Raw genomic sequence first — 21,319 nt, 5'->3', positions numbered from 1 at the left:
GCGCAATTATCGATAATCCGGGATAGGACAGACGACATGAACACCTCCGCCACGCGCGAAAAGATCGGCTTCATCGGCCTTGGCCTGATGGGGCACGGCATCGCCAAGAACATCGTCGACAAGGGCTATCCCCTGACATTCCTCGGCCGCAAGAACCGCAAGCCAGCGGAAGATCTGCTGGGTCGCGGCGCCAAGGAGGCAGMGACGTCACGCGATGTCGCAGCGGCATCTGATATCGTCTTCATCTGCGTCACCGGTTCGCGCGAGGTCGAAGCCATCATCCGTGGCCCCGGCGGACTCAAGGAAGGCTTGAAAAAAGGCTCGGTCGTCGTCGATTGCTCGACTTCCGATCCAGTTTCGACCGTGGCGCTCGCCGCGGAACTGAAGGAGATCGGCGTCGATTTTGTCGATGCGCCGCTCAGCCGCACGCCGAAGGAAGCCTGGGAAGGCACGCTCGACGCCATGGTCGGCGCGCCCGATACTCTCTTTGCCCGGGTCAAGCCGGTGATCGAAACCTGGGCCGGCCGCATCGTCCATATCGGCGACACCGGCGACGGCCACCGCATGAAACTGCTCAACAATTTCATYTCKCTGGGCTAYGCCGCSATCTATTCCGAGGCGCTGGCGCTGGCCGARAAGGTCGGCATCTCGCCGSCGCGTTTCGACAGCGTCATCCGCAACGGCCGCATGGAYTGCGGYTTCTACCAGACCTTCATGCGCTGGACGCTGGAGGGCGACCGCGACGCCCACAAATTCACCATCGCCAACGCCTTCAAGGATCTGACCTATCTGGAGTCCATGGCAGGTGCCGCCGGCATCGCCAACCCGCTCGGCAATGCCACCAAGAATTCCTTCGCCGGCGCCCACGCCACCGGCCCGGCCGAACAGTTCGTGCCGATGCTGGCAACGCACATCGCCAAGGTGAATGGGGTGGACCTGATGCCGACGAAGGACGGTAAGAAGCAGACGATCTGAGAGCCCTACCGCCGCCTGCTTCCGATCCCCTCATCGGTGTCGGCGAGCAGCTTGTGCACGGCGTTGCGCGCCGCCGCGGGGCGCTGCAGGCGGATGGCCTTCTCGATCGCTTCATGCAGTTTCTGCGCGCGCCGCTGATCGCCGACCTGGCGCGTGGTGAAGACRAAGAGRTGGTCGAGYGCSGATTCGATCAGCACGCCGAGCGGCACCARMAGGTCGTTGCCCGASGCYCGCAGGATGGCGAGATGAAAGCGTGTGTCGGCGCGGATGCGCTCCGGCAGGTTCGCAGCCTCGCCCATCTCGCGGCAGGCCAGGCTGATCTCGGCCATCTGCTCGTCGCTGCGCCGCATGGCGGCAAAGGCGGAGGCTTCCGGTTCGATGATGTGGCGGAATTCCTGCACGGTGCGCAGGAAGGCTTCGCGGTCGGGTGCGGTCGCGTACCAGGCAAGCACGTCGCGGTCGAGCAGGTTCCAGCGCTCCTTCGGCTCGACCCAACTGCCGATCTTGGGGCGCGATGCCAAAAGGCTCTTGGCCATCAGCATCTTGATCGCCTCGCGCACCGCCGAGCGGCTGACATTGAAGGTTTCGGCCCATTTGGCCTCATTGGGCAGGATGCTGCCGGGCGGATAGTCGCCGCGCACAATCCGCAGACCGATCTCGCTGGCGAGCGAGGCATGGACGCTGGACCCGACAAAGTGCGCCGCATCCGCCCTGCGCACGACCGCCGGATTGCGGTTGGCTTGCGTCTTGGCCCGGCTGGATTGTATCTTTGCCTTCTCGTCCGGCATCCACGTTCCAATAGGTCGGCCGCCTGTCACCCGGATTGATCCGGAGTTGCACGGTGCCGATCCCGTTGCCGAAAATCCAAACTCTGGACGCGTCAAGGCCGGAGCCTGTTGCCCCTCGCCACGGCGCCAAGTTCAAGAATTCAATGGGAACGGGGCGCCCGTTGCCGAGCGCCCCGAAATCGCAAGCTACTTCTGGATGCAGGTGTCGACCGTATCCTTGGTGCACTCGTCGAGGCCGGTGAAGACCGGATCGTCGACCTTCTTGCCTTCGATCAGCTCGATCATCACCGACGGCGCCTTGTAGCCCATTTCAAAGGGCCGCTGGCCGACCAGCGCGGTGACGAGGCCGTCCCTGGCGATCGCCACCTCGTCGCCGATCGTGTCGGCGGCACCGATGACGAAGTCGTTGCTGGCTATCCGGTCCTTCAGCGGCCCGAACAGATCGCGATAGGGCTGCGGSGCGCCGAACARCGGCCAGCCGCCCATGATGCCGAAGGCGTCGAGCTTGGGGTTGGCGGCGAGGATATCGGTCATCGCCTGAACGCCCTTGGCGCCATCGTCATTGGTGAACACCGGGCAGCCGGCGACTTCCGTCCAGCCGCCTTCGCCGGCAAGTGCCGCGAGGCCGTCCTTGCCCGACAGCGCGTCACGCATGCCTTGCGCGCGACGCAGGATGTTGTCGGCCGCGGGATTGCCTTCGATGGTGCAGATCGTACCGCCGTTCGGCTTGCCCTTCTTGATGTACTCGCCGATCTTCTTGCCCATCAGATAGTTGTCGGTGCCGAGATAGGTCTTGCGAAGTGCGGCATCCTCCTTGGCGAGGTCGGCGTCGATGGTCATGATCGGGATCGTCGGGTTGGCGGTCTTGATCGTCTGCGCGATCAGCGGCGCGTTGGACGGCGAAATCGCCATCGCCACTGTATCCGCCTTGCTCAGCATATCCTGGACGATCTGGGCCTCGCCGGCCTCGTCGGAAGTCGATGCCGGGCCGGTGTAGAAGCATTCATACTCCGAGCTGGCGTTTTCCTTGTTCCACTTCTCGCAACCCTGGTGGATGGCCTCGAAGAACGGATTGTCGAGACCTTTCACCACGATGACGAGCTGCTTCTTGGCCAWAGCCGGCCCGGCGCCCAGCGCCATGRCGGCGRCRGYGGCRAGCAAWASTGWTTTCCTCATGTCAGTCCTCCCKTKRAAAYAGACGGACACGGCGTGCCCGCCACACAAATCGGCCTGAACGCGAGATGGCAGAGCGAATGCTCGTGTCACCAGGCAAGGCCGATAAGCATTTTCGTATGCGACCGGACCGGCAGCGCCGATACAATCGATGATCTCCCGCCGACCCCGCCGTCAATCATGACTTGGGGACCGGCAAATCTTCCTCCGAGTCTCAGCTAATAACGGCGAGGCGCCAACGTCAATTGCTATTTGTCCTACAAAACGGATTTTTTGGAACCGCGCTCCACTATTCGTCCGACAATTACCCTTTTCCTATTCATCGGACAATTGACGCCCGCACAAGCATTTGCGTAAATGCCTGATATCGCTGTTTCCGGGAGGAGCTGGAGAAGCGATGCTAGGGCGCGCCTCCAGCAGGTGCGCAGCAAGGCATGGGGAGGCAACAGGCTGGTGGCGGTTCTCGAACTCACCAATATCTCGAAGCATTTCGGCGCCATCCAGGCGGTCAACGACGTGTCGCTGTCGATCGAGCCCGGCCAGGTCGTCGGCCTGATGGGCGACAACGGCGCCGGCAAGTCGACACTGGTCAAGATGATCGCCGGCAATTTCCGGCCGAGCCATGGCTCGATGCGCATGGACGACAAGGAGCTGATCCTGCACAAGCCGGTCGAGGCGCGCCAACACGGCATCGAGATCGTCCACCAGGACCTGGCGCTCTGCAACAATTTGACCGCTGCGGCGAACGTCTATCTCGGCCGCGAATTGCGGCGCGGCGTCGGTCCGTTCCGCATTCTCGACTATGCCACAATGTACAAGCGCGCCGGCCAGATCTTCGCCGAACTGAAGTCCGAGACCCGGCCGCGCGACCTCGTCAAGCAGATGTCCGGCGGCCAGCGCCAGGCGGTGGCAATCGCCCGCACCAGGCTGTCGCAGGCCAAGATCGTGCTGATGGACGAGCCGACGGCGGCGATCTCGGTCAGGCAGGTCGCCGAAGTGCTGAACCTGATCCGCCGGCTGCGCGACCAGGGCATATCAGTCGTGCTGATCAGCCACCGCATGCCCGACGTCTTCGACGTCGCCGACCGTGTCATCGTCATGCGGCGCGGTCGCAAGGTGGCCGACAAGACGATCGCGTCGAGCTCGCCCGAGGAAGTCACCGGGCTGATCACCGGCGCCATCGAACAGGTTTGATTTTCAAGCATTTTCTCTATGGGGTAAAGGTCGACGATGGCACTGACAATTGACCAGCCGATCGTGCAGAAGCAGCAATCCTTGCTGGCAAGGATGTTCGCCAGCCAGACCTTCTGGGTGGTGATCGCCGTCATCCTCGCCTGCATCTTCCTGTCATTTGCCACCGACGCCTTCGCCACCTCGAAGAACCTCTACAACATCACCCGCAACATCACCTTTGTCGCCATCATCGCGCTCGGCATGACCTTCGTCATCATCACCGGCGGCATCGACCTGTCGGTTGGTTCGGTGCTGTGCCTGTCGTCGATGGTGCTGGCCGTCACCATGCATGCCGGCTACTCGATCGAGATCGGCATCCTGGCGTCGATCGCCACCGCGCTCGCCATCGGCGCCTTCAACGGTATTCTGATCGCCTATATCGGCTTTCCACCCTTCGTGGTGACGCTTGGCATGCTGTCGATCGCCCGCAGCCTGGCCATGGTCGCCTCCAACAACACCGTCGTCTTCCAGTTTGGCCCGGACCACAACAAGCTGCTGGCGCTTGGCGGCGGTGCCTGGGTATTCGGCATCGCCAATCCGGTGCTCTACACCATCATACTGGCGCTGATCACCGGTTTTACCCTGCGCTGGACCAAGTTCGGCCGCCACATCTTCGCCATTGGCGGTAATGAGCACGCGGCAACGCTGACCGGCGTCCCGGTGAAGCAGATCAAGGTCGCGGTCTACATGATCTCGGCGCTGGCGGCCGGCATTGCCGGCATCATCCAGACCGGGTGGCTGGGCGCCGTCACCACCAATCTCGGCACCGGCATGGAATTGCAGGTGATCGCCGCCACCGTCATCGGCGGCGCCAATCTGGCCGGCGGCGTCGGCACCGCCTTCGGCGCCATTGTCGGCGCGGCCCTCATCGAGGTTATCCGCAACAGCCTTGGCTTGCTCGGCATCAACGCCTTTTGGCAAGGTGTCTTCATCGGCGGCGCCATCCTGCTTGCCGTGCTGTTCGACCGCATCCGCAATTTCAGGCGCAGCGATTGAAGCGCCTTTCCTTCTCCCCGTGTGGGAGAAGGGGAAACCTATCGCTCAGTCTGAAAATCGGCTGATGCGGCTCGCCACGGCTGCCGGCCAACAGCCCATGCCTTGACGGAGACCGAAAACCGGCCGCACTATCCTCGATGCAGGCGAAGGGAGGCCAGTCGTCTGCGGGAGGTAATACCCATGACGGACGCGATCAGGCTCTACTGGGGCCGGTTCGGACATGTTTCTGTCCTGAATGTCGCMAGCGACTTCGTCACCCATGCCCATGTCGAGGCRCATMTSATCATCTGGCTCGAAGGCACTGCCGGCGAGATGACCATCGGCCGCSARACGGTSMRGCTYGGSCCYKRCACCGCCGCCGGCATCAATTCCTTCSARCCGCACAGCCACGTCCTGTCGCAGAACGGCAGGCCCGGCCTGTTCCTCGCCTTCTACATCGATCCCGACTGGGCGCGGCGTCGCCGTGACCTGCCCTCCTCCGCGCCGCTGTTTTCGCAGGCAGCGATCACGCTGGAGCCCTGGCTGCATCAGGCCGCCGCCAGCCTGCTTGACCATCTGACCGACAATGAAAGCGTCGACGATATCGCCAATTACGAGATCGAGCGCTTCATCGATTCGGTCCTCGACGCCGCCGATGCCTCGGCGCCGCACGAGGCGCGCATCCGCATCATCACCATGCAGGATTTCCGCGTCCGCAAGGCAATCCAGCTGATGAAGGCCAATGTCTGCGAGCGCATCTCGTTCGACGACGTGGCGCGCAGCGTTGGCCTGTCGCGGCCGCATTTCTTCGCTCTGTTCAAGGAACAGACCAATCTGACGCCAAACGTCTACTGGAACACGCTGCGCATGGAGGAAGCAGTGCGGCAGCTGCAGTGGTCGCAGGAGCCGCTGATCTCGGTCGCCTGCAAYCTCGGCTTCACCACCCAGGGCAATTTCTCGCGCTTCTTCCGCGACCATGTCGGCGTACCGCCGACGCTTTACCGAGAGGCCGCACGGGTGAATGCCTGAGCCGGCCTGCCGAGTCCGCTTTTTCAGACTCCTTGATACGCGCACAAGACGCTTTGATAAGCGTCGCCCTGACCGCCGCCCTACCCTTGCCCAGCTGTCGCATTCGCAAGGGAACGTCCTATGGCAAAAGTCACCATCTCCAGCGTCATCGACGCGCCGGTCGAAAAGGTCTGGGCGCGCATACGCGACTTCAACGGCCTGCCGGGCTGGCATCCGCGCATGGTCGAGAGCCATATCGAGGAGGGCAAGGACGCTGGCGCGATCGGTTGCGTTCGCAATTTCGAGCTCGCCAGCGGCGCGCGCATCCGTGAAAAGCTGCTCGACTTCTCCGATGAGAATTTTCTCGTCAGCTACTCCATCCTGGAAACGCCACAGCCGCTCACCAACCACAAGGCGACGCTGCAGCTCAGGCGCGTCACCGATGGCGACCGCACCTACGCCGAATGGACCGCCAGCTTCGATGCGGCACCCGAAGAAGCCGACAAGATCGCCGCCGGCATGGGCGCCAATGTCTTCCAGGGCGGCTTCAACGCCTTGAAGAGCCATTTTTCCGACCAGAGCTGAAGGAGCGGGCCATGACGCTTGCACTCCAGACTTTCGCAACGGTGAAAGATGCGAACGCGGCACTGAAAGCCCAGGGCACGCGCTATCTCGGCGGCGGCACGCTGGTCGTGCGCGCGGCCAATGAAGGCGATGTCTCGGTCTCCGGCCTTGTCAGGTCGACCGATCCGGCCCTGTCGGCCATCGCGGTCGCCGGCGGCAAGGTCCGCATCGGCGCCTCGGTGACCATGGCGGCGATCGCGGGCCATCCCGACCTCGGCACGCTCTCCAAGGCCGCACGCGCCGTCGGCGGCCCGGCAATCCGCAACATGGCGACCGTCGGCGGCAATCTGTTCGCGCCGGCGCCTTATGGCGACTTCGCCGTTGCCTTGCTGGCGCTCGATGCCACGGTCGGCACCGAGGATGGAGAGACATCGATCGGTACCTTCCTGGCCGGGCGGGACGGCAGCCGTGCCATCGTCATTTCAGTCAGCTTCACGCTGCCGAAGGTCGACAGCTTCCGCTTCCTGAAAGTGTCGCGGGTCAAGCCCAAGGGCGTCTCGGTGCTCAGCATCGCCGCCGTTCTGGAACAGGCTGCCGACGGCACCGTGTCCTCCGTGCGGATCGCGCTTGGCTGCATGGCCGACCGGCCGGTGCGCGCCAAGGCGGCGGAAAAGGCGCTCAAGGGAAAGTCGCTCGACCAAAACGGCATCGCGGCAGCGCTGGCCGCCGCCACCGAAGGCATCGCGCCCATCACCGATCCGATCGCCAGCGCCTGGTATCGCGCTGAAGTCCTGCCGGTCCATCTCGGCCGGCTGCTGCTGACCTGAAATCAACCGTTGGGGGGCGCGCGTCTGTCCGATCCGTCGGACAGGCGCGCAAGGAGGAAACATGGCGAAGGTCCCGGTTCAATTCACGCTCAACGGCTCCGAGAAAGCCGAATTCATCGACAGCGGCACCACGCTGCTCAACGCCTTGCGCGACAAGATCGGCGACACCTCGCCGAAAGGCGGCTGCCACCAAGGCACCTGCGGCGCCTGCTCCGTTATCATCGACGGTGAGCTCCGGCTGTCCTGCCTGACGCTGGCTGAAACCTGCAATGGAACAACAATCACCACGACGTCGGGATTGTCTGAAAGTGGCGTCCTGCATCCCTTGCAGCGCGCCTTTCTCGACACCTTCGCCACGCAATGCGGCTTCTGCACCCCAGGCATGATCATGGCCGCCAAGGTGCTTCTCGACCACACGCCCAACCCCAGCCGCGACGAGGTGGTGGAGGCACTGTCGGGCAACATCTGCCGCTGCACCGGCTACGAGCCGATCATCCAGGCGGTGCTCACTGCCGCCCGCGCCAATTCGCAGAACGTGGCCTGAGGGGAAACAATATGGAATTGCGCAAGAACTACTTCGCCGATSWGCGCAAGGACGATCTGCACGAGATCGGCCAGCCGAGGCCGCGCTCGGATTCACCCGGCCATGTCACCGGCAAGACCGCCTTTTTTGCCGACCGCAACTTTCCCGGCATGCTGCACCTGAAGATGGTGCGCAGCCCGCACCATCACGCCCGCATTCGCTCGATCGACACATCGGAGGCCGAGAAGCATCCGGGCGTCGTCAAGGTGCTGACCGCCAAGGACGTGCCGCACAATGTCTACACCATCCTGATCCTGATTCAGATCGGGCCGGAGGACGAGACGGTGCTGGCCGACGGCAAGGTGCGCTGGAAGGGCGAGGCCGTGGTGGCGGTGCTGGCCGAGACCGAACGCGCCGCGCAAGAGGCCGCCGCCAAGGTCAAGGTCGACTACGAGGTGCTGCCGGCCGTCTTCGACATGGAGGAAGCGCTGAAGCCCGGCGCGCCGCTGGTCAACGAATATCACGGCCAGAACTATTACCTCTATGACAGCGGCGAGTGCCGCAAGGTGCGCTTCGGCGATGTCGAGGCGGGCTTTGCCGGCGCAGACCACATCCTTGAACAGAGCTACCAGTCCTCGCCGATCGAGCATGCACCGACCGAGACCACCGGCTGCGTGGTGGCGCCCGAGGGCAATGACCGCTTCACCTGCTACACCAACACACAGGCGATGTTCTTCACTCTCGACAACGCCTCGATCATCTTGCAGATGCCGGGCAGCAAGCTGCATTTCGTCGGTGGCACCGTCGGCGGCGGCTTTGGCGGCAAGGTCGATGTCATCGTCGAGCCGATCGCCATCCTCGGCGCCAAGCTGACCGGCCGCCCGGTGTCCTTCATCTACAGCCGCGAAGAGGAGATGCAGATCTCGTCACCGCGCGCCGCCGAAAAGGTCGTCATCAAGGACGGCGTGATGAAGGACGGCCGCATCATCGCGCGCAAGGTTACCGGCTACACCGATGCCGGCGCCTATTCGCGCCACTCGCCCTATGGCGCGCAGAAGGGTGCCGGGCACTATCCCGGCCCCTACACCATCCCCAATGTCTGGATCGACACCTACTGCGTCTACACCAACCGCACGCCGTCGTCGGCCATGCGCGGCTTCGGCGTCACCATCGGCGAYTTCGCGCTGGAGGTGCAGATGGACAAGCTGGCGCGGCTGATCGGCATGGACCCGCTCGAATTCCGCTTCATCAACGCCTATCGCGACGGCGACATGAAGGCGCATCGCCAGCCCACCGAGGGCGCAGCCTTGATCGAATGCATGCAGGAAGCCTCGCGCGCCGCCAATTGGCCGGTGGCGGAGAAATACATGGCGATGTCCTCCTATGTGAAGGGAGCTTGAGATGGCGATCCGGCGCGGACGCGGCGTTGCCGCGATCAACTATCCCACCGGCATGAATCTCGGCGGCGACCCGACGCAAGCGCTGGTGCATTCGACMCCGACCGGCAATTTCATGGTGACKYTGTCMTCGGTCGATCTCGGCCAGGGCATGAAGCAGATCATGGCGCAGATCTGCGCCGAGACGATCGGCGTGCCGACCGAYCGCGTCGTCGTCGACACSGCCGACACCGACACAGGTCCGCACTGCATGGGCACGTTTGCCTCGCGCGGYACGCACCGCGCCGGCAATGCCGTCATCCAGGCRGCSAAGGAAGCGCGCCAGGTGATGCTGGAAGTGGCGGCGGAAGAGCTGGAGGTGAATGCCTCCGACCTCGAGACCGAYGGCCAGGGCAACATACTGGTCAAGGGCGCGCCGCAAAAATCGATCTCGATCTTCGATGTCGCGCTGTCGGCGCATTTCAAGCGCGGCCGCTCCATCTCAGGCCGCGGCATGTTCCTGATTCCGCGCTCCTATCCGGAGAAAGAGACCGGCGCGATGAAGCCGTCGACCTGCTACGCGCATGCCTGCACCGTGGCCGAAGTCGAGGTCGACGACGAGACCGGCGAGGTCACCGTGCTGACGGTCAAGAACGTCTTCGAGATCGGCCGCGCGCTGAACCCGAAAATGGTCGAGCAGCAGCTCGTCGGCGGTTCCTGGATGGGTATCAGCCACGCGCTCTACGAGACGACCGAGCCCTATTATCCCAACCGCGACCATGGCGGCACCGACTTCAACCAATATCTGATGCCGGGACCTGGCGATCTCGCCGAGACCGAGATCATCGTGCTGGAGCGGCCTTCGGCTGATGGGCCTTACGGCGCCAAGGGACCGGGCGAAATGTGYGCCAAYCCGCAAATCCCCGCCGTCGCCAATGCCGTCTTCGACGCCGTCGGCGTGCGCATCGACACRCTGCCGATCACGCCGGAGCGCATTTTGCGCGCGCTSAAGGCGCAAGCGGCGAATTGAGAGACAAGATGTCTGGAGTGAATGCAGAGACTGTCGCGACCTCGCCGGAGGCGGTGGCGCAGCATCTCGCCGCCTCGCGCTATCTSGCYGAYGAMAGCCTGGCSACCGCCATCTTCCTGGCSATCAGGCTSGGCAAGCCGCTGCTGCTCGAAGGYGCRCCGGGCGTCGGCAAGACSGARGCSGCCAAGGCGATCGCCCAGCTGCTCGGCCGCGATCTCGTGCGGCTGCAATGCTACGAAGGCATCGAYGCCGCGCACGCGCTCTACGAGTGGAACTACCAGCGCCAGCTGCTCGCCATCCGCCATGCCGGCGAACACGAAATCGACATCTATGACGACCGTTTTCTCATCGCCCGGCCGCTGCTGCAGGTGCTGCGCGCACCGGAACAGCGCGTGCTGCTGGTCGACGAGATCGACCGTTCCGATCACGAATTCGAAGCGCTACTGCTGGAGTTCCTCTCCGATTTTCAGATCAGCATTCCCGAACGCGGCACCATCCGCGCTGCTGCGCAGCCGATCGTCATCCTGACCTCGAACCGCACCCGTGAGCTCGCTGAGGCATTGCGGCGCCGCTGCGTCTACCACTGGATCGGCTATCCCGACGCCGAGCGCGAGGCCGCCATCATCATGCTGCGCGCCGGCGATGTGGCAGAGGCCACCGCGCGCGCCGTGGCGGCAGCCGTACAGAGCATTCGCGCTAGGCCGCTGGCCAAGCCCCCCGGCATCGCCGAAGCAGTCGAATGGGCCAACGCCGCCACCATCCTCGAAAAGGGCGGCAGCCCGTGGCCCGAAGCCTTCCGCCGCGCCATCGGTGTGCTGATCAAGGATGAGGAGGATTTGTCCTATATCGCGCCGGAGCTTGGCCGGATTGTCGAGGAGGCGCTGGCGTGATGCGGGATCTTAGCGACCGCTTCTCCCCGTTCATTCCGCAACGCTGGCRGGACAGCACCCCCCTCTGTCCTGCCGGACATCTCCCCCTCAAGGGGGGAGATTTGCTGTCATTTCGGCTTTCGCTAATCTCCAGCGAGGCAGAACTGAGCGAAGCCTCGAAGCTGCCAATCTCCCCCCTTGAGGGGGAGATGTCCGGCAGGACAGAGCGGGGCGACACAGAATGATGCGGGAAGAAAGCTTGCCCCGCGCCGCAGCCCCCCTGCTCGGCTTCGGCCGCCTGCTGCGCCGCTACGGCTTCGCCATCGCCCCCGAACAGGTCTCCGGCTTCATGCAGGCGGTGACCCTGCTCGGCCCCCGCTCAATGGCCGATATCCGCGAGGCCGCCCTTGCCACGCTGGCGCCACCCCCCGACCGCCGCGACGAATTCGAAGCGCATTTCCAGAGCCATTTCTATGGCAACACTTCAGCCGTAATCGAAGGCGACGCCGACGAAGAAACCCGCATCAAGGATAATGACGGCGCCGACGACGAGCGGATTGGAGTCGAGCACAGCCAGGAAGGCGGCGAGCTGTCCTCCGCCCTGGAGCAGTTGAGCACCCGCGATTTCCAGCGCGACGACGACAGGCTGACCGCCTTCCGCCGCAACCTCGCTTCCGCCCTGCCAGCCCGCCGCTCCTTCCGTACCGTGCGCACCCATTCGCGCGGCAAGCTCGATTTGCGCCGCTCGCTGCGCGAAATCGTCAGCGCCGATGGCGATGTCCCCTCGCCGCTGCTGCGCCGCCGCCAAACGGTGCCGCGCAAGCTGCTGCTGCTGATCGACGTCTCCGGCTCGATGAAACTGCATACAGCGGACTATCTCAAGCTGGCGCATGCCGCCGTGCAGGGCGCGGATCGCGCCGAGATCTTCACCTTCGGCACGCGGCTGACCCGCATCACCTCGGCACTGCGCATCCGCGACCGCGACCAGGCGCTGGCGCGCGCGGCCGCCCAGGTCGACGACTGGGACGGCGGCACCCGCATGGGACCGACGCTGCTGGCTTTCCTCTCCGTGCCGCGCTTTTCGTCCTTCGCGCGTGGCGCCGCGGTCGTCATCCTGTCCGATGCGCTGGAGCGCGGCGACCATGCCGAACTGGAGATGGCGATGCGCCGCCTGAGTGCCCGCGCCTTCCGGCTGTCACTGGCCACACCCTTGGCCGGCGACCCGCGTTTTCGCCCAGTGACGGCTGCTCTCCGCGCCATCCTGCCTGACCTGGACGATCTGGTCGACGGCTCGTCGCTCGCCGGCCTCACCGATTTCATCCTGTCGCTTGCCCACCCTGCCCCAGCGGCATCGACAAYCTGGAARAGGGTTTCGTGATGCAGAARGCSATCGACGCGCATTTCCACATCTGGCGSCAACARGACCAGCCCTGGCTGGTCGGGCCGATGGTGCCGCGCATCTTCGGCCCCTACGAGCCGATCCGCCGCGACTATCCGATCGGCGAATTCCTCAAAGACCAGAAAGGGTCAGGCGTCGAGAAGGCCGTCTATGTCCAGACCAACTGGGCCAAGGAGGATTTCGAGAAGGAAGTTGCCTTTCTGCAGAAGAACGCTGACGAGACCGGCTGGCCGCATGCCATCGTCGGCTATRCCGACATGACSGTGGACGATRTCAGGCCSCAGATCGACCGGCTGAWGAAATAYMMSCTGCTGCGCGGCGTGCGCATGCAACTTCATTGGCACGAGACGCCGGCCTTCCGCTTCGCCGCCTCTGCCGACCAGGTCATCGACCCCAAGGTGCGCGCCAATGTGGCGAGGTTGAAGGACTATGGCCTGTCCTTCGACCTGCAGCTYTTCCCYGCCCAGATGAAGGACGGRCTRRCGCTGGTCGGCGAAAACCCGCTAACCAACTTCATCCTCACCCATGCCGGCATGCTGACCGGCATGGAGCCGGAAACCACCGAAGCCTGGAAGGCCGGCCTGCGCACGCTGTCAGCCGCGCCCAATTTCTACGCCAAGCTGTCCGGTCTCGGCACCTTCGTCCACCGCAACGATCCTGCGCTGATCACCTATATCGTCGACAACGCGCTCGACATTCTGGGCGCGGACCATCTGATGTTCGGCTCGAACTTCCCGATCGAGAAATTGTGGACCAGCCACGCCGAGCTAATCAAGGCGCACCGCGATGCGGTGGCGAAGCACGGCGCGGCGGCCGAGGTCGATATTTTCTGGAACACGGCGGAGAAAGTTTATCGGCCGGTGTAACGCGCCGCCTCACTTCACCTCGAATTGCGGGTCGACCGGGATCTGCATCGCCGTCACCAGATGGTTGGTCTGGCCGGCCAGCCCGATGATCGACACCAGCTCGCCATGCTGCGCATCGCTCATGCCCTTGGCGCGCGCTGCGGCGGTATGCGAGTGGACGCAGTAGGAGCAGCCATTGGCGGTCGACACCGCGATGTAGATCATTTCCTTGGTCAGCGGATCGATGGCGCTATCCGCCACCATCACCGCCTTCAGCTGCTCCCACACCCGCTTCAGCGACGCCGGATCATTGGCCAGCCCACGCCAGAAATTGTTGACGAAGTCGGATTTGCGCGCCGCCCTGATATCGTCGAACACCGCCTTCACGGCCGGGATCTTTTCGACCTCGGCATCGCTCAGGAGTTTTGTGGTGGCCATGGCGTTTCCTTTCGTTTCGATCGATGAATTAGGTCGTTGAATCAGGTCTCAAACAAAGATGGCTAATCGGCTCTTCTGATTCAGTTTTCGCTGCAGATTAGCGCAGAACCGTGGAGGTTGGCCGAAGCACCTCACCTTCGTCATCCTAGGGCGAAGCAGGAGCGAAGCTCCGTCGCGGAGACCCTGGGATCCATTCCGTGACGTCTATCGGAGTGTGCAGCGGAGCAGAATTCTGTACCGTGCCAGCGCATCCGAGTCCCGGCATGGATCCTCGGGTCTGCGCCGCGTCGCTACGCTCCTTGCTCCGCCCGTGGATGACGAATTGACGAATGCCTCGGCTAATCTCCAGTGTTCGATCCAACGGTGCGATCATCCGCCTTGCCTCACCGGCCAGCAACCTAATGCACCGCGGCGTACATGATCTTCTCCTCCGTCGCCTCCGCCGGCGAGAATTCCTCAACGATACGCCCYTGCCGGCACACCAGAATCCGRTCCGACARGTTCATGATCTCCGGCARGTARGACGAGATRACSACSACGGCCAAKCCCTCATCGGCCAGCCGGTTGATGATCTGGTGGATCTCGGCGATGGCGCCGACATCGACGCCGCGCGTCGGCTCGTCGAAGATGACGATGCGCGGTTGCTGCACCAGCCCCTTGCCGATCACCACCTTCTGCTGGTTGCCGCCGGACAGCTCGACGACGCGCGCATTGTCGTTGATCGTCTTGATGTTCAACGTCTTCGTCCACTCCGCCGACAGCTGCCGCATCTCCTGCTGGTTGATCACCCAGGCCTTTTCGCGCCCTGCCGCCAGCAGTCCGCCAAACAGGTTCTCGGCAATGCCCATCGTCTCGAAAATGCCCTCGCTCTTGCGGTCCTCGGTGACATAGACGATGCCGTCGGCAACAGCTTCACTCGGCACGAGATAGCGTACCGGTTTGTCGTCGAGCTCGATCGCGCCACCGCGCAAAAAGTCGCGCTTGTAGATGCCCGACACGATCTTGAAGGTCTCGGTGCGGCCGGAGCCGATCAGCCCGAACACGCCGGTGATCTGGCCCTCGAAGATCGAGAAGGAATTGTTGCGCACGACATTGCTCATCGAAATGTCCTGCACCGACAGCACCTTCTTGCCGGCCTTGCGCAGCTTGGCCTCGTCGCGCTGGCGGTAGATCTGGCCAGACAGTGTGCGCCCGACCATGGCGGCAACGATCTTGTCGCGGTCGAAGGCCGGCGTATCGTCGGTGATGACAAGCTCGCCGTCGCGCAAAATGGTGATGCGGTCGGCAATGGCAAGCGCCTCTTCCAGCGCGTGGCTGATGAAGACGATCGACACGCCGCTCGCCTTCAGCCGCCGGATAAGCGCGAAGAAGTGGCGCTTCTCCTCCGGCGTCAGCGTCGCCGTCGGCTCGTCGAAGATGATGATCTCGGCATTATGGTGCACCGCGCGCGCGATCTCGACCATCTGCCGCTTGGCCGCACCCAGCGTCGCCACCATGGCGTTCGGATCGACCGGGAAATTCAGCGACTGCAAGAACTGCTGTGCTGAAATATACGTGCCGCGCAGCCGGTTGAGGAATTTTTCAGTACCGAGATAGAGGTTCTGCGCCACCGTCATCGATGGCACCAGGCTGGTCTCCTGGAACACCATGGCAATGCCGGCTTCAAGGGCTGCATGCGGCGAGGCGTAAGCGATCTCCYGGCCYTTGTGGAACATCTTGCCCGAGGTRGCGTCGACGACMCCGGCGATGATCTTGGTCAGCGTCGATTTKCCGGCGCCGTTCTCRCCGAGCAGSGCATGGATTTCGCCCTTGCGCAATTCGAAGCTGACATTCTTCACAGCGGGAACGCCGCGATAGTTCTTGGTGACATTCTCCAGGCGAACGATCGGTTCCATCAGAAACCTCCCGCGTCGACAGCCAGCACGCAATCACCGCCCTTGGAAGCGATGAACAACCGGCCGTTCTTTTCCGCCACGCTGCAGATGCCGTGGCGCGTGCCGTTGGCGCGGCTGTGCAGGCTGAATTGCGGCTGCATCTTCTGGTCGAGCCTTACCACCAGCCCATAGGAACGGCTCGGTGACCATGGCTTGTGGATGCCCATGGTTTTGATACCGCCGCATTGCAGCGGCTCGAGGAAGCTGCGGCTGGAGGCCAGCGCCGGCGCGATCCAGTAGGCCGGCGGCACCTGGTCGATCATGTCCTGCCGGTAGTGCGTCTCCTGCAGCACGAATTCGATCAGCCGGTTGCGCGGCGCGAACAAGGTTAGCCATGCCCCGCCATCGGCGGACGGCGCCAGCCGCGCGGGATAGCCGGGCAGATGCGTCAGCACCGTCTGGCGGTTGCCAGTCGCGCCATCGAAGCGGATGAGCTGATGGCGCCAGCTCTCGCTGACCAACACATCACCGCCGACCGGATGGAGCCCATAGGGAAAAGCGAGATCGCCGGCCACCTTGCGGAATTCGCCGCCTGCCGCGTCCCGTTTCCAAAGCGAACCGGACGCGCCTTTCTTCATCAGATCGGCGGCCCACTGCGATGGCGCATGCTCGGCCGAGCCATTGGCCAGCCACAGCGTGCCGTCCTCGGCATAGGCAAGTGCTGTGATGCAGCGGATTTTGGACGGCAGCGAAAACTCCTTGCCGGCGACCAGCAGCTTGCCGCTTTCGAGCGCCACCGTCAGTTCGCCCGACGGCGACAGCGCCAACGCGGTGACGGGAGATGGAAATGTCTCGACAACCTCGGGTGCCGCGCCAGCAGCAAGCGAATAGATGGTGTTGCCGCTGGAGGCGAGCAGCCGGTCACCGTCGGCCAGCAGATTGTCCGGCTCGCTCAACTCAGCGAAAGCTGGCGCATCATCCAGCCGCGTGTTGGGGCGGAARGCGCCGTCKAGCGGCGGGATKGTCACCGCCTTGCCGCGAAACAKGTCCAGGATSGGATCGAGGATCATGATTTCGCTCCCCAATAGGAAGCGGGGCTGGTCCAGCTCGGGTCGGCGCCTGATATCTTGTAGCGGCCGATGCGGTTGTTGAGGATGCCGCCAACGAAGAGAAAACCTTTGTGCTCGCGCATCGAGGTGACCATCGGATGCGCGCCGCCTGAGAGGTCGCCCATCGCCTCGACGATGCTGCCCTTCTCCGTAAATTTCACCACGCCGCCGGTGTTGATGTTGGGAAACAGCCACTCGTCCTGCGGCAGCCGGCGCGTCATGCGCTTGCGCATGTCGGGATGACGCAGCGACAGATCGAAGCTCGGCGTGCGCATACCGAGCCACGCCATCCAGTAATTGCCGTCCGAAGCACGGTTGATATTATCGGGATAGCCCGGCATGTCGCGGATGACGCATTCGGCTGTGCCGGCCTTCGGCCCTTCCAGCCAGTAGCGATGCACGCGGCAGGCCCAGCTTTCAGCGAAGAACAGCGACTTGCCGTCATGCGCCATGCACACMCCATTGGTGTAGCGRTAGCCGTCRAGCARCGTCTTCGTCGARCCGTCCTTCGGGTCATAGACCAGCAGCCGGCCGGTGGCGCGGTTCTCGATCGAGTCCAGCGCCCAGTCATGGGCGTCATAGCGCTTCGTCGAGTCGGTGAAATAGATGCGGCCGTCGGGTGCGATGTCGCAGTCGTTGGGATCGCGTAGTCGCGCATCGTCGACGATCGAGGTCCAGGAGCGCGACGTCTCGGCCGACAGACGTTTTACGTCCCGATCCGGCGACACGGAATAGAGCCCCATGGCGCCGACGCAGCTGATGAGATTGCCTGACTTGTCGAAGGCCAGCCCCAGCGGGAAGCCGCCAATATGGGCAAACACTTCCGATTTGACGTAGTCCGGTGCGAAGAAGCGGACGATCTCGCCATGGCGCGTGCCGCAATACAGATGGTCGTCGCGGTCGAGGATGACGTCCTCCGGCCCTTCCAGCTCGCCAAGCCCGATATGGTCGGCGGCCGACAGCCGATTGTCGAGTTCGTAGGGCGTGCCGGAGCCCGGCACCGCCGACTGCGTCTCGCCCATCTTGAGATAGACCGGCGCGACATAGACCTCGTTCAACACCTTGTGGCGGTTCTTCAGCCAGCGGATGTCGATGGTCACCGCCACCGCCAGCATGATGCCGAGCACCATCTGGTTGGTGCCGGTGCCGTAGCCCAGCCGGATAAGCCCGTTGGTCATGGTCAAGACGATGATGGCGCCCATCAACCCCTTGATCACCGAACCGCGGCCGCCGCCCAGGCTGACGCCACCGACCACCGCTGCCGTCAGCGCCATGATTTCGAGGTTGAGGCCTGTGCCTGGCCCTGCCCCGCTCAGCCGGCAGGCGATGAGGAAGCCGCCGATCGAGGCGCAGAAACCGGAGAAGACATAGGTCATGAAGACGGTGCGGCGCACGCGAATGCCGGCATTGTGCGCCGAGCGCCGGGAACCACCAACCGCCAGCACGTGCCAGCCGGGCCGCGAGCGCGTCAGCGCGATATGGGTGACGATGGCCAGGATGATCGCCAGCCAGACCGAGACGGATAGCCCCCAGAACGTGCTGTCGCCGATGAAATCGAGCACATCCGAGGTGGCGGTCGAGAGCTGCACGTCGGCGGCATAGGTGGTGACCAGGATGTCRAASAGCGCCCGYCCGAAAATGAARGTKACSAGCGTGGTGAGAAAGGCGCGCAGGCGGAGGTAACCGACGAGGTAGCCGTTGATGGCGCCGAAGATGAGACCGGTGGCGAGCGATGCGGCCATCGCCAGCCAGATCGACTGTTCGAGGATGAAGAAGACATAGACGGCGGAAAAGCAGGACAGCGCGAAGATCGAGCCGACCGAAAGGTCGATGCCGCCACCCAGCATCACCACGGTCATGCCGGTGACCACCATCGAGAACTCGCCGAGCTGGCGGGTCGATTCCTGCAGCGCGTTCAGCTTGAAGAAGCCCGGAATGACCGAGCCGAAGGTCGCCAATGTCACCACCAGCGCCAGGAACGGAATGGCGTTGTCGGTCCAGCGTTTGGTCAGGATCTCGCCGACCAGATGGTCGGGCACGAGATTGTAGCGCCAGGACTGGAGGCGTTCGCGAAAGGACATTGGCTGCCGCTGCTCAAGAGAAAGAGGTGGCCGAACTGATCCGGCCACCTCGTGGAGTCTACTCGACGGCGTGGCTTACTTCGCCGCCGCTTCGGCCTGCAGCGCCTTCAGGTCCCAGCAGCTGTCGGGCTTGAGGTCTGCCTTGGTCGTCGCCTTCTCCAGCGTGTAGATGTAGGTGTGCGAGGTGCCGGCCGGCTGGCCGCTCTGCAGCAGGAACTTGATGATGGCGTTCATGTCACCCGACTGGCGGGCAAGATCGGTCATGACGACCGCGCCATAGGTTCCATCGGCGAGCTTGTCGCAATCGGCGGCCTTCTCGCCGCCGCCGGTGGTGACCAGAAACACCTTGCCATCGAGCTTGGCGTCGCGGATCGCGGCGGATGCGCCGGTGGCGTCACCATCCCAGAAATCGATGATCGAGCAGATGTCCGGGTTCTGCTGCAGCATTGTCGTCGTCACGTTGCGCGAGGTCGTCGCGTCCCAGTTGGAGTCGGGCTTGGCCACCACTTTGAAGTCGGGATGCTTGTCTAGCACCTTCATGATGCCGGCATACTGATAGAGGCTCGACGAGTTCGCCTGGTCGCCCTGCACCAGTCCGATCTTCTTCGACGAGTTCTCGCCACAGCCCTTGATCGCCGCTTCGGCCTCGAGCTGGCCAAGCCGATCCCAGTCGCTGCCGACAAAGGCGTCGGCCGGGAAGTTGGCGGGATTGTCGACCAGGATCACATAGGTGCCGGCGGCCTGCGCCTTCTTCATCAGCTTGGAATAGGAGTTGAGGTCCGGCGCATGGATGATCAGCACGTCAGGCCTGGTGTCCGACGAGATCGCGTCGGTGATCGCCTGAGCGCCGGCATCGACCACCCAGTTCGGATCGCGCGTCTCGAACGTGCCGCCCCAGGCGTCTACTTCCTTCTTCAGATAGTGCGCCCATCCTTGCGCGAGGTCGAAGCCCATCGCCAGCGGCACCAGCATGACGCGCTTGCCCTTGAGCGCCTGCGCGTAGGCGGCCGGGCCGGGATCGTCGGCGGCGAAGGTCGGCGCCACGAAGGCGGTAACGGCGAGCGCCGTCGCGGCGGCCATAAGTGTCTTGATCAGTCTCATGTCACGTCCTCTGGTTCGGTTTTCATTGCCGGCCGATCGTCGCGATCGCACCGGGTACCCCGAGCAGATGGGCTAGCCCATCTGCTCTAAATGTCACCCTGTTGCGCGGTCTGTTCGTCACGCGGATTGATGATGCCGTCGACGATGATGGCGCCGAGCAGGATCGCCGCCTTGATCAGGTTCTGGTAGAGCAGCGGAATGTCGATGATGGTCATGGCGTTGAGCAGGATACCGATCAGAGCCGCCCCGACCAGCACRTTGCGCACSCCGCCSCKSCCGCCSGACAGGCCGATGCCGCCGATCACCGCCACCAGCACGATGTCGTAGAGCAGCGTCGAGTTGACGATGCGGGTGTTGATCGAGTGCAGACTGGCCGCCGTCAGCAGGCCGGCGATAAGCGCCACGAAAGCCGATAGCACATAACGCAGCACCAGCATCGGCCGCACCGGAATGCCAATGTTGCGGGCCGCGACCGGATTGTCACCGGCGAAATAGATGTAGCGGCCCCATTTGGTGTAACGCAGGAAGAGGAAGAACAGGAAAGCCAGCCCGGCGAAAACGAACACCTCGATCGGAATGTCGAGAAAGCGCAGGCCGCCAAGCAGTTCGACCCAATGGCCCTGCGGCACCGGCACCGCATCCTGCGTGATCAGTTGCGAGCGGACATAGCCGAAGACGAAGGAGCCGGTAGCCAGCGTCACGAAAATCGCCGGCACGTCAGCATAGGCGACGAGAAAGCCGTTGAGCAGGCCGATGGCGAGCACGCCGGCCAGCACATAGGCGAAGGCAAGCCCGTCCGAAGTGCCGGTGTTGAGCAGTTGCAGATACCAGGCGACCGACATCGCCATGATGGCCACCGCCGACAGGTCGATGCCGCGGCCGATGATGACGACCGCCATGCCGAGCGCCAATATGCCCAGCACCGACACCGAGCGGACGATGGCAACGAGGTTGTTGGGGTCGATGAAGCCCGGCAGGCCAATGGCGGCGGCAACGAACAGCACCACCGCGATGGCAAAGACAATGCCTTCCTGATTCAGGCTCCTGAGATTTAGCCAGCCAATCGCGTTCATGTCTGCATTTGCCCCGATGGCAGCGCTGCCATCCCGAACGCAGAGCTAATCGCCTCGG

At 63.6% G+C, this 21,319-nt stretch carries 20 protein-coding genes; 12 read left to right on the top strand and 8 right to left on the bottom strand.

Annotated features, from left to right (window positions below):
* Positions 1 to 36: 36 nt before the first annotated feature.
* Positions 37 to 975 carry an NAD(P)-dependent oxidoreductase gene (locus AC1DX0_RS04680; protein ID WP_477354410.1) on the top strand — a complete coding sequence of 313 codons (939 nt, stop codon included), beginning with the start codon at positions 37 to 39 and terminating at the stop codon, positions 973 to 975.
* Positions 976 to 980: 5 nt separating this feature from the next.
* On the opposite strand, the gene AC1DX0_RS04675 is transcribed toward AC1DX0_RS04680, so the two are convergent.
* Together AC1DX0_RS04675 and AC1DX0_RS04670 are read right to left on the bottom strand one after the other, a co-directional pair.
* Positions 981 to 1,763: a FadR/GntR family transcriptional regulator gene (locus AC1DX0_RS04675; protein WP_477221831.1), complete on the bottom strand. Its 783-nt coding sequence runs from the start codon at positions 1,761 to 1,763 to the stop codon at positions 981 to 983.
* 186 nt (positions 1,764 to 1,949) lie between these two features.
* On the bottom strand, positions 1,950 to 2,939 hold the full coding sequence (locus tag AC1DX0_RS04670; protein WP_477354407.1) for a sugar-binding protein: 990 nt from the start codon (positions 2,937 to 2,939) through the stop codon (positions 1,950 to 1,952).
* A 450-nt stretch (positions 2,940 to 3,389) separates the two neighbouring features.
* On the opposite strand from AC1DX0_RS04670, the gene AC1DX0_RS04665 reads away from it, so the two are divergent.
* The 11 genes from AC1DX0_RS04665 to AC1DX0_RS04615 all read left to right on the top strand — a co-directional run bounded on the left by AC1DX0_RS04665 (position 3,390) and on the right by AC1DX0_RS04615 (position 13,606).
* Positions 3,390 to 4,130, top strand: a complete 741-nt coding sequence (locus AC1DX0_RS04665; protein ID WP_475450007.1) for an ATP-binding cassette domain-containing protein — start codon at positions 3,390 to 3,392, stop codon at positions 4,128 to 4,130.
* 36 nt (positions 4,131 to 4,166) lie between these two features.
* Positions 4,167 to 5,165 (top strand): ABC transporter permease, encoded by a 999-nt coding sequence (locus AC1DX0_RS04660; protein ID WP_477221829.1) that lies wholly within the window; start codon positions 4,167 to 4,169, stop codon positions 5,163 to 5,165.
* Between the two features lie 180 nt (positions 5,166 to 5,345).
* Positions 5,346 to 6,173 carry a helix-turn-helix domain-containing protein gene (locus AC1DX0_RS04655; protein ID WP_477354404.1) on the top strand — a complete coding sequence of 276 codons (828 nt, stop codon included), beginning with the start codon at positions 5,346 to 5,348 and terminating at the stop codon, positions 6,171 to 6,173.
* Between the two features lie 120 nt (positions 6,174 to 6,293).
* Positions 6,294 to 6,737: an SRPBCC family protein gene (locus AC1DX0_RS04650; RefSeq protein WP_477221827.1), complete on the top strand. Its 444-nt coding sequence runs from the start codon at positions 6,294 to 6,296 to the stop codon at positions 6,735 to 6,737.
* A gap of 11 nt (positions 6,738 to 6,748) precedes the next feature.
* The gene (locus AC1DX0_RS04645; RefSeq protein ID WP_477221826.1) at positions 6,749 to 7,543 is read left to right on the top strand and encodes an FAD binding domain-containing protein; all 795 of its coding nucleotides are present in this window, start codon (positions 6,749 to 6,751) and stop codon (positions 7,541 to 7,543) included.
* Between the two features lie 61 nt (positions 7,544 to 7,604).
* The gene (locus AC1DX0_RS04640; RefSeq protein WP_477221825.1) at positions 7,605 to 8,087 is read left to right on the top strand and encodes a (2Fe-2S)-binding protein; all 483 of its coding nucleotides are present in this window, start codon (positions 7,605 to 7,607) and stop codon (positions 8,085 to 8,087) included.
* A gap of 11 nt (positions 8,088 to 8,098) precedes the next feature.
* On the top strand, positions 8,099 to 9,466 hold the full coding sequence (locus AC1DX0_RS04635; protein ID WP_477354400.1) for a xanthine dehydrogenase family protein molybdopterin-binding subunit: 1,368 nt from the start codon (positions 8,099 to 8,101) through the stop codon (positions 9,464 to 9,466).
* 1 nt (position 9,467) lies between these two features.
* Positions 9,468 to 10,472, top strand: coding sequence for a xanthine dehydrogenase family protein molybdopterin-binding subunit (locus AC1DX0_RS04630; protein WP_023779827.1), 1,005 nt, complete (start codon positions 9,468 to 9,470; stop codon positions 10,470 to 10,472).
* Positions 10,473 to 10,480: 8 nt separating this feature from the next.
* Positions 10,481 to 11,362: an AAA family ATPase gene (locus tag AC1DX0_RS04625; RefSeq protein WP_477354398.1), complete on the top strand. Its 882-nt coding sequence runs from the start codon at positions 10,481 to 10,483 to the stop codon at positions 11,360 to 11,362.
* Between the two features lie 220 nt (positions 11,363 to 11,582).
* Positions 11,583 to 12,719, top strand: a complete 1,137-nt coding sequence (locus AC1DX0_RS04620) for a vWA domain-containing protein (RefSeq protein ID WP_477354396.1) — start codon at positions 11,583 to 11,585, stop codon at positions 12,717 to 12,719.
* Positions 12,719 to 13,606, top strand: coding sequence for an amidohydrolase family protein (locus tag AC1DX0_RS04615; protein WP_477354413.1), 888 nt, complete (start codon positions 12,719 to 12,721; stop codon positions 13,604 to 13,606). Before AC1DX0_RS04620 ends, AC1DX0_RS04615 begins: the two co-directional genes overlap by 1 nt.
* Positions 13,607 to 13,615: 9 nt before the next feature.
* Here AC1DX0_RS04615 and AC1DX0_RS04610 read toward each other — a convergent pair whose 3' ends face one another.
* From AC1DX0_RS04610 to AC1DX0_RS04585, 6 genes are all read right to left on the bottom strand, one after another.
* Positions 13,616 to 14,023, bottom strand: coding sequence for a carboxymuconolactone decarboxylase family protein (locus AC1DX0_RS04610; RefSeq protein WP_477224546.1), 408 nt, complete (start codon positions 14,021 to 14,023; stop codon positions 13,616 to 13,618).
* Positions 14,024 to 14,421: 398 nt separating this feature from the next.
* Complete coding sequence (locus AC1DX0_RS04605) at positions 14,422 to 15,918, bottom strand: sugar ABC transporter ATP-binding protein (RefSeq protein ID WP_477354395.1); 1,497 nt, start codon at positions 15,916 to 15,918, stop codon at positions 14,422 to 14,424.
* Positions 15,918 to 16,967 (bottom strand): SMP-30/gluconolactonase/LRE family protein, encoded by a 1,050-nt coding sequence (locus tag AC1DX0_RS04600; protein ID WP_477354393.1) that lies wholly within the window; start codon positions 16,965 to 16,967, stop codon positions 15,918 to 15,920. Before AC1DX0_RS04600 ends, AC1DX0_RS04605 begins: the two co-directional genes overlap by 1 nt.
* The gene (locus AC1DX0_RS04595) at positions 16,964 to 19,087 is read right to left on the bottom strand and encodes an ABC transporter permease (protein WP_477224543.1); all 2,124 of its coding nucleotides are present in this window, start codon (positions 19,085 to 19,087) and stop codon (positions 16,964 to 16,966) included. Before AC1DX0_RS04595 ends, AC1DX0_RS04600 begins: the two co-directional genes overlap by 4 nt.
* Positions 19,088 to 19,162: 75 nt before the next feature.
* Positions 19,163 to 20,188 carry a sugar ABC transporter substrate-binding protein gene (locus AC1DX0_RS04590; RefSeq protein WP_477224542.1) on the bottom strand — a complete coding sequence of 342 codons (1,026 nt, stop codon included), beginning with the start codon at positions 20,186 to 20,188 and terminating at the stop codon, positions 19,163 to 19,165.
* Between the two features lie 86 nt (positions 20,189 to 20,274).
* On the bottom strand, positions 20,275 to 21,261 hold the full coding sequence (locus AC1DX0_RS04585) for an ABC transporter permease (protein WP_477354391.1): 987 nt from the start codon (positions 21,259 to 21,261) through the stop codon (positions 20,275 to 20,277).
* Positions 21,262 to 21,319: the final 58 nt, after the last annotated feature.

It is taken from the genome of Mesorhizobium sp. P3_A9 (genome assembly GCF_056402975.1).
The sequence above is the reverse complement of the archived record's forward strand: the minus strand, read 5'-3'. Positions and strand labels throughout refer to the sequence as shown.

Excerpts from the sequence above, each read along its gene's own strand:
- AC1DX0_RS04650 (WP_477221827.1), top strand. The coding sequence starts at position 6,294 with ATGGCAAAAGTCACCATCTCCAGCGTCATCGACGCGCCGGTCGAAAAG.
- AC1DX0_RS04660 (WP_477221829.1), top strand. The coding sequence starts at position 4,167 with ATGGCACTGACAATTGACCAGCCGATCGTGCAGAAGCAGCAATCCTTG.
- AC1DX0_RS04610 (WP_477224546.1), bottom strand. The coding sequence starts at position 14,023 with ATGGCCACCACAAAACTCCTGAGCGATGCCGAGGTCGAAAAGATCCCG.
- AC1DX0_RS04645 (WP_477221826.1), top strand. The coding sequence starts at position 6,749 with ATGACGCTTGCACTCCAGACTTTCGCAACGGTGAAAGATGCGAACGCG.
- AC1DX0_RS04590 (WP_477224542.1), bottom strand. The coding sequence starts at position 20,188 with ATGAGACTGATCAAGACACTTATGGCCGCCGCGACGGCGCTCGCCGTT.
- AC1DX0_RS04640 (WP_477221825.1), top strand. The coding sequence starts at position 7,605 with ATGGCGAAGGTCCCGGTTCAATTCACGCTCAACGGCTCCGAGAAAGCC.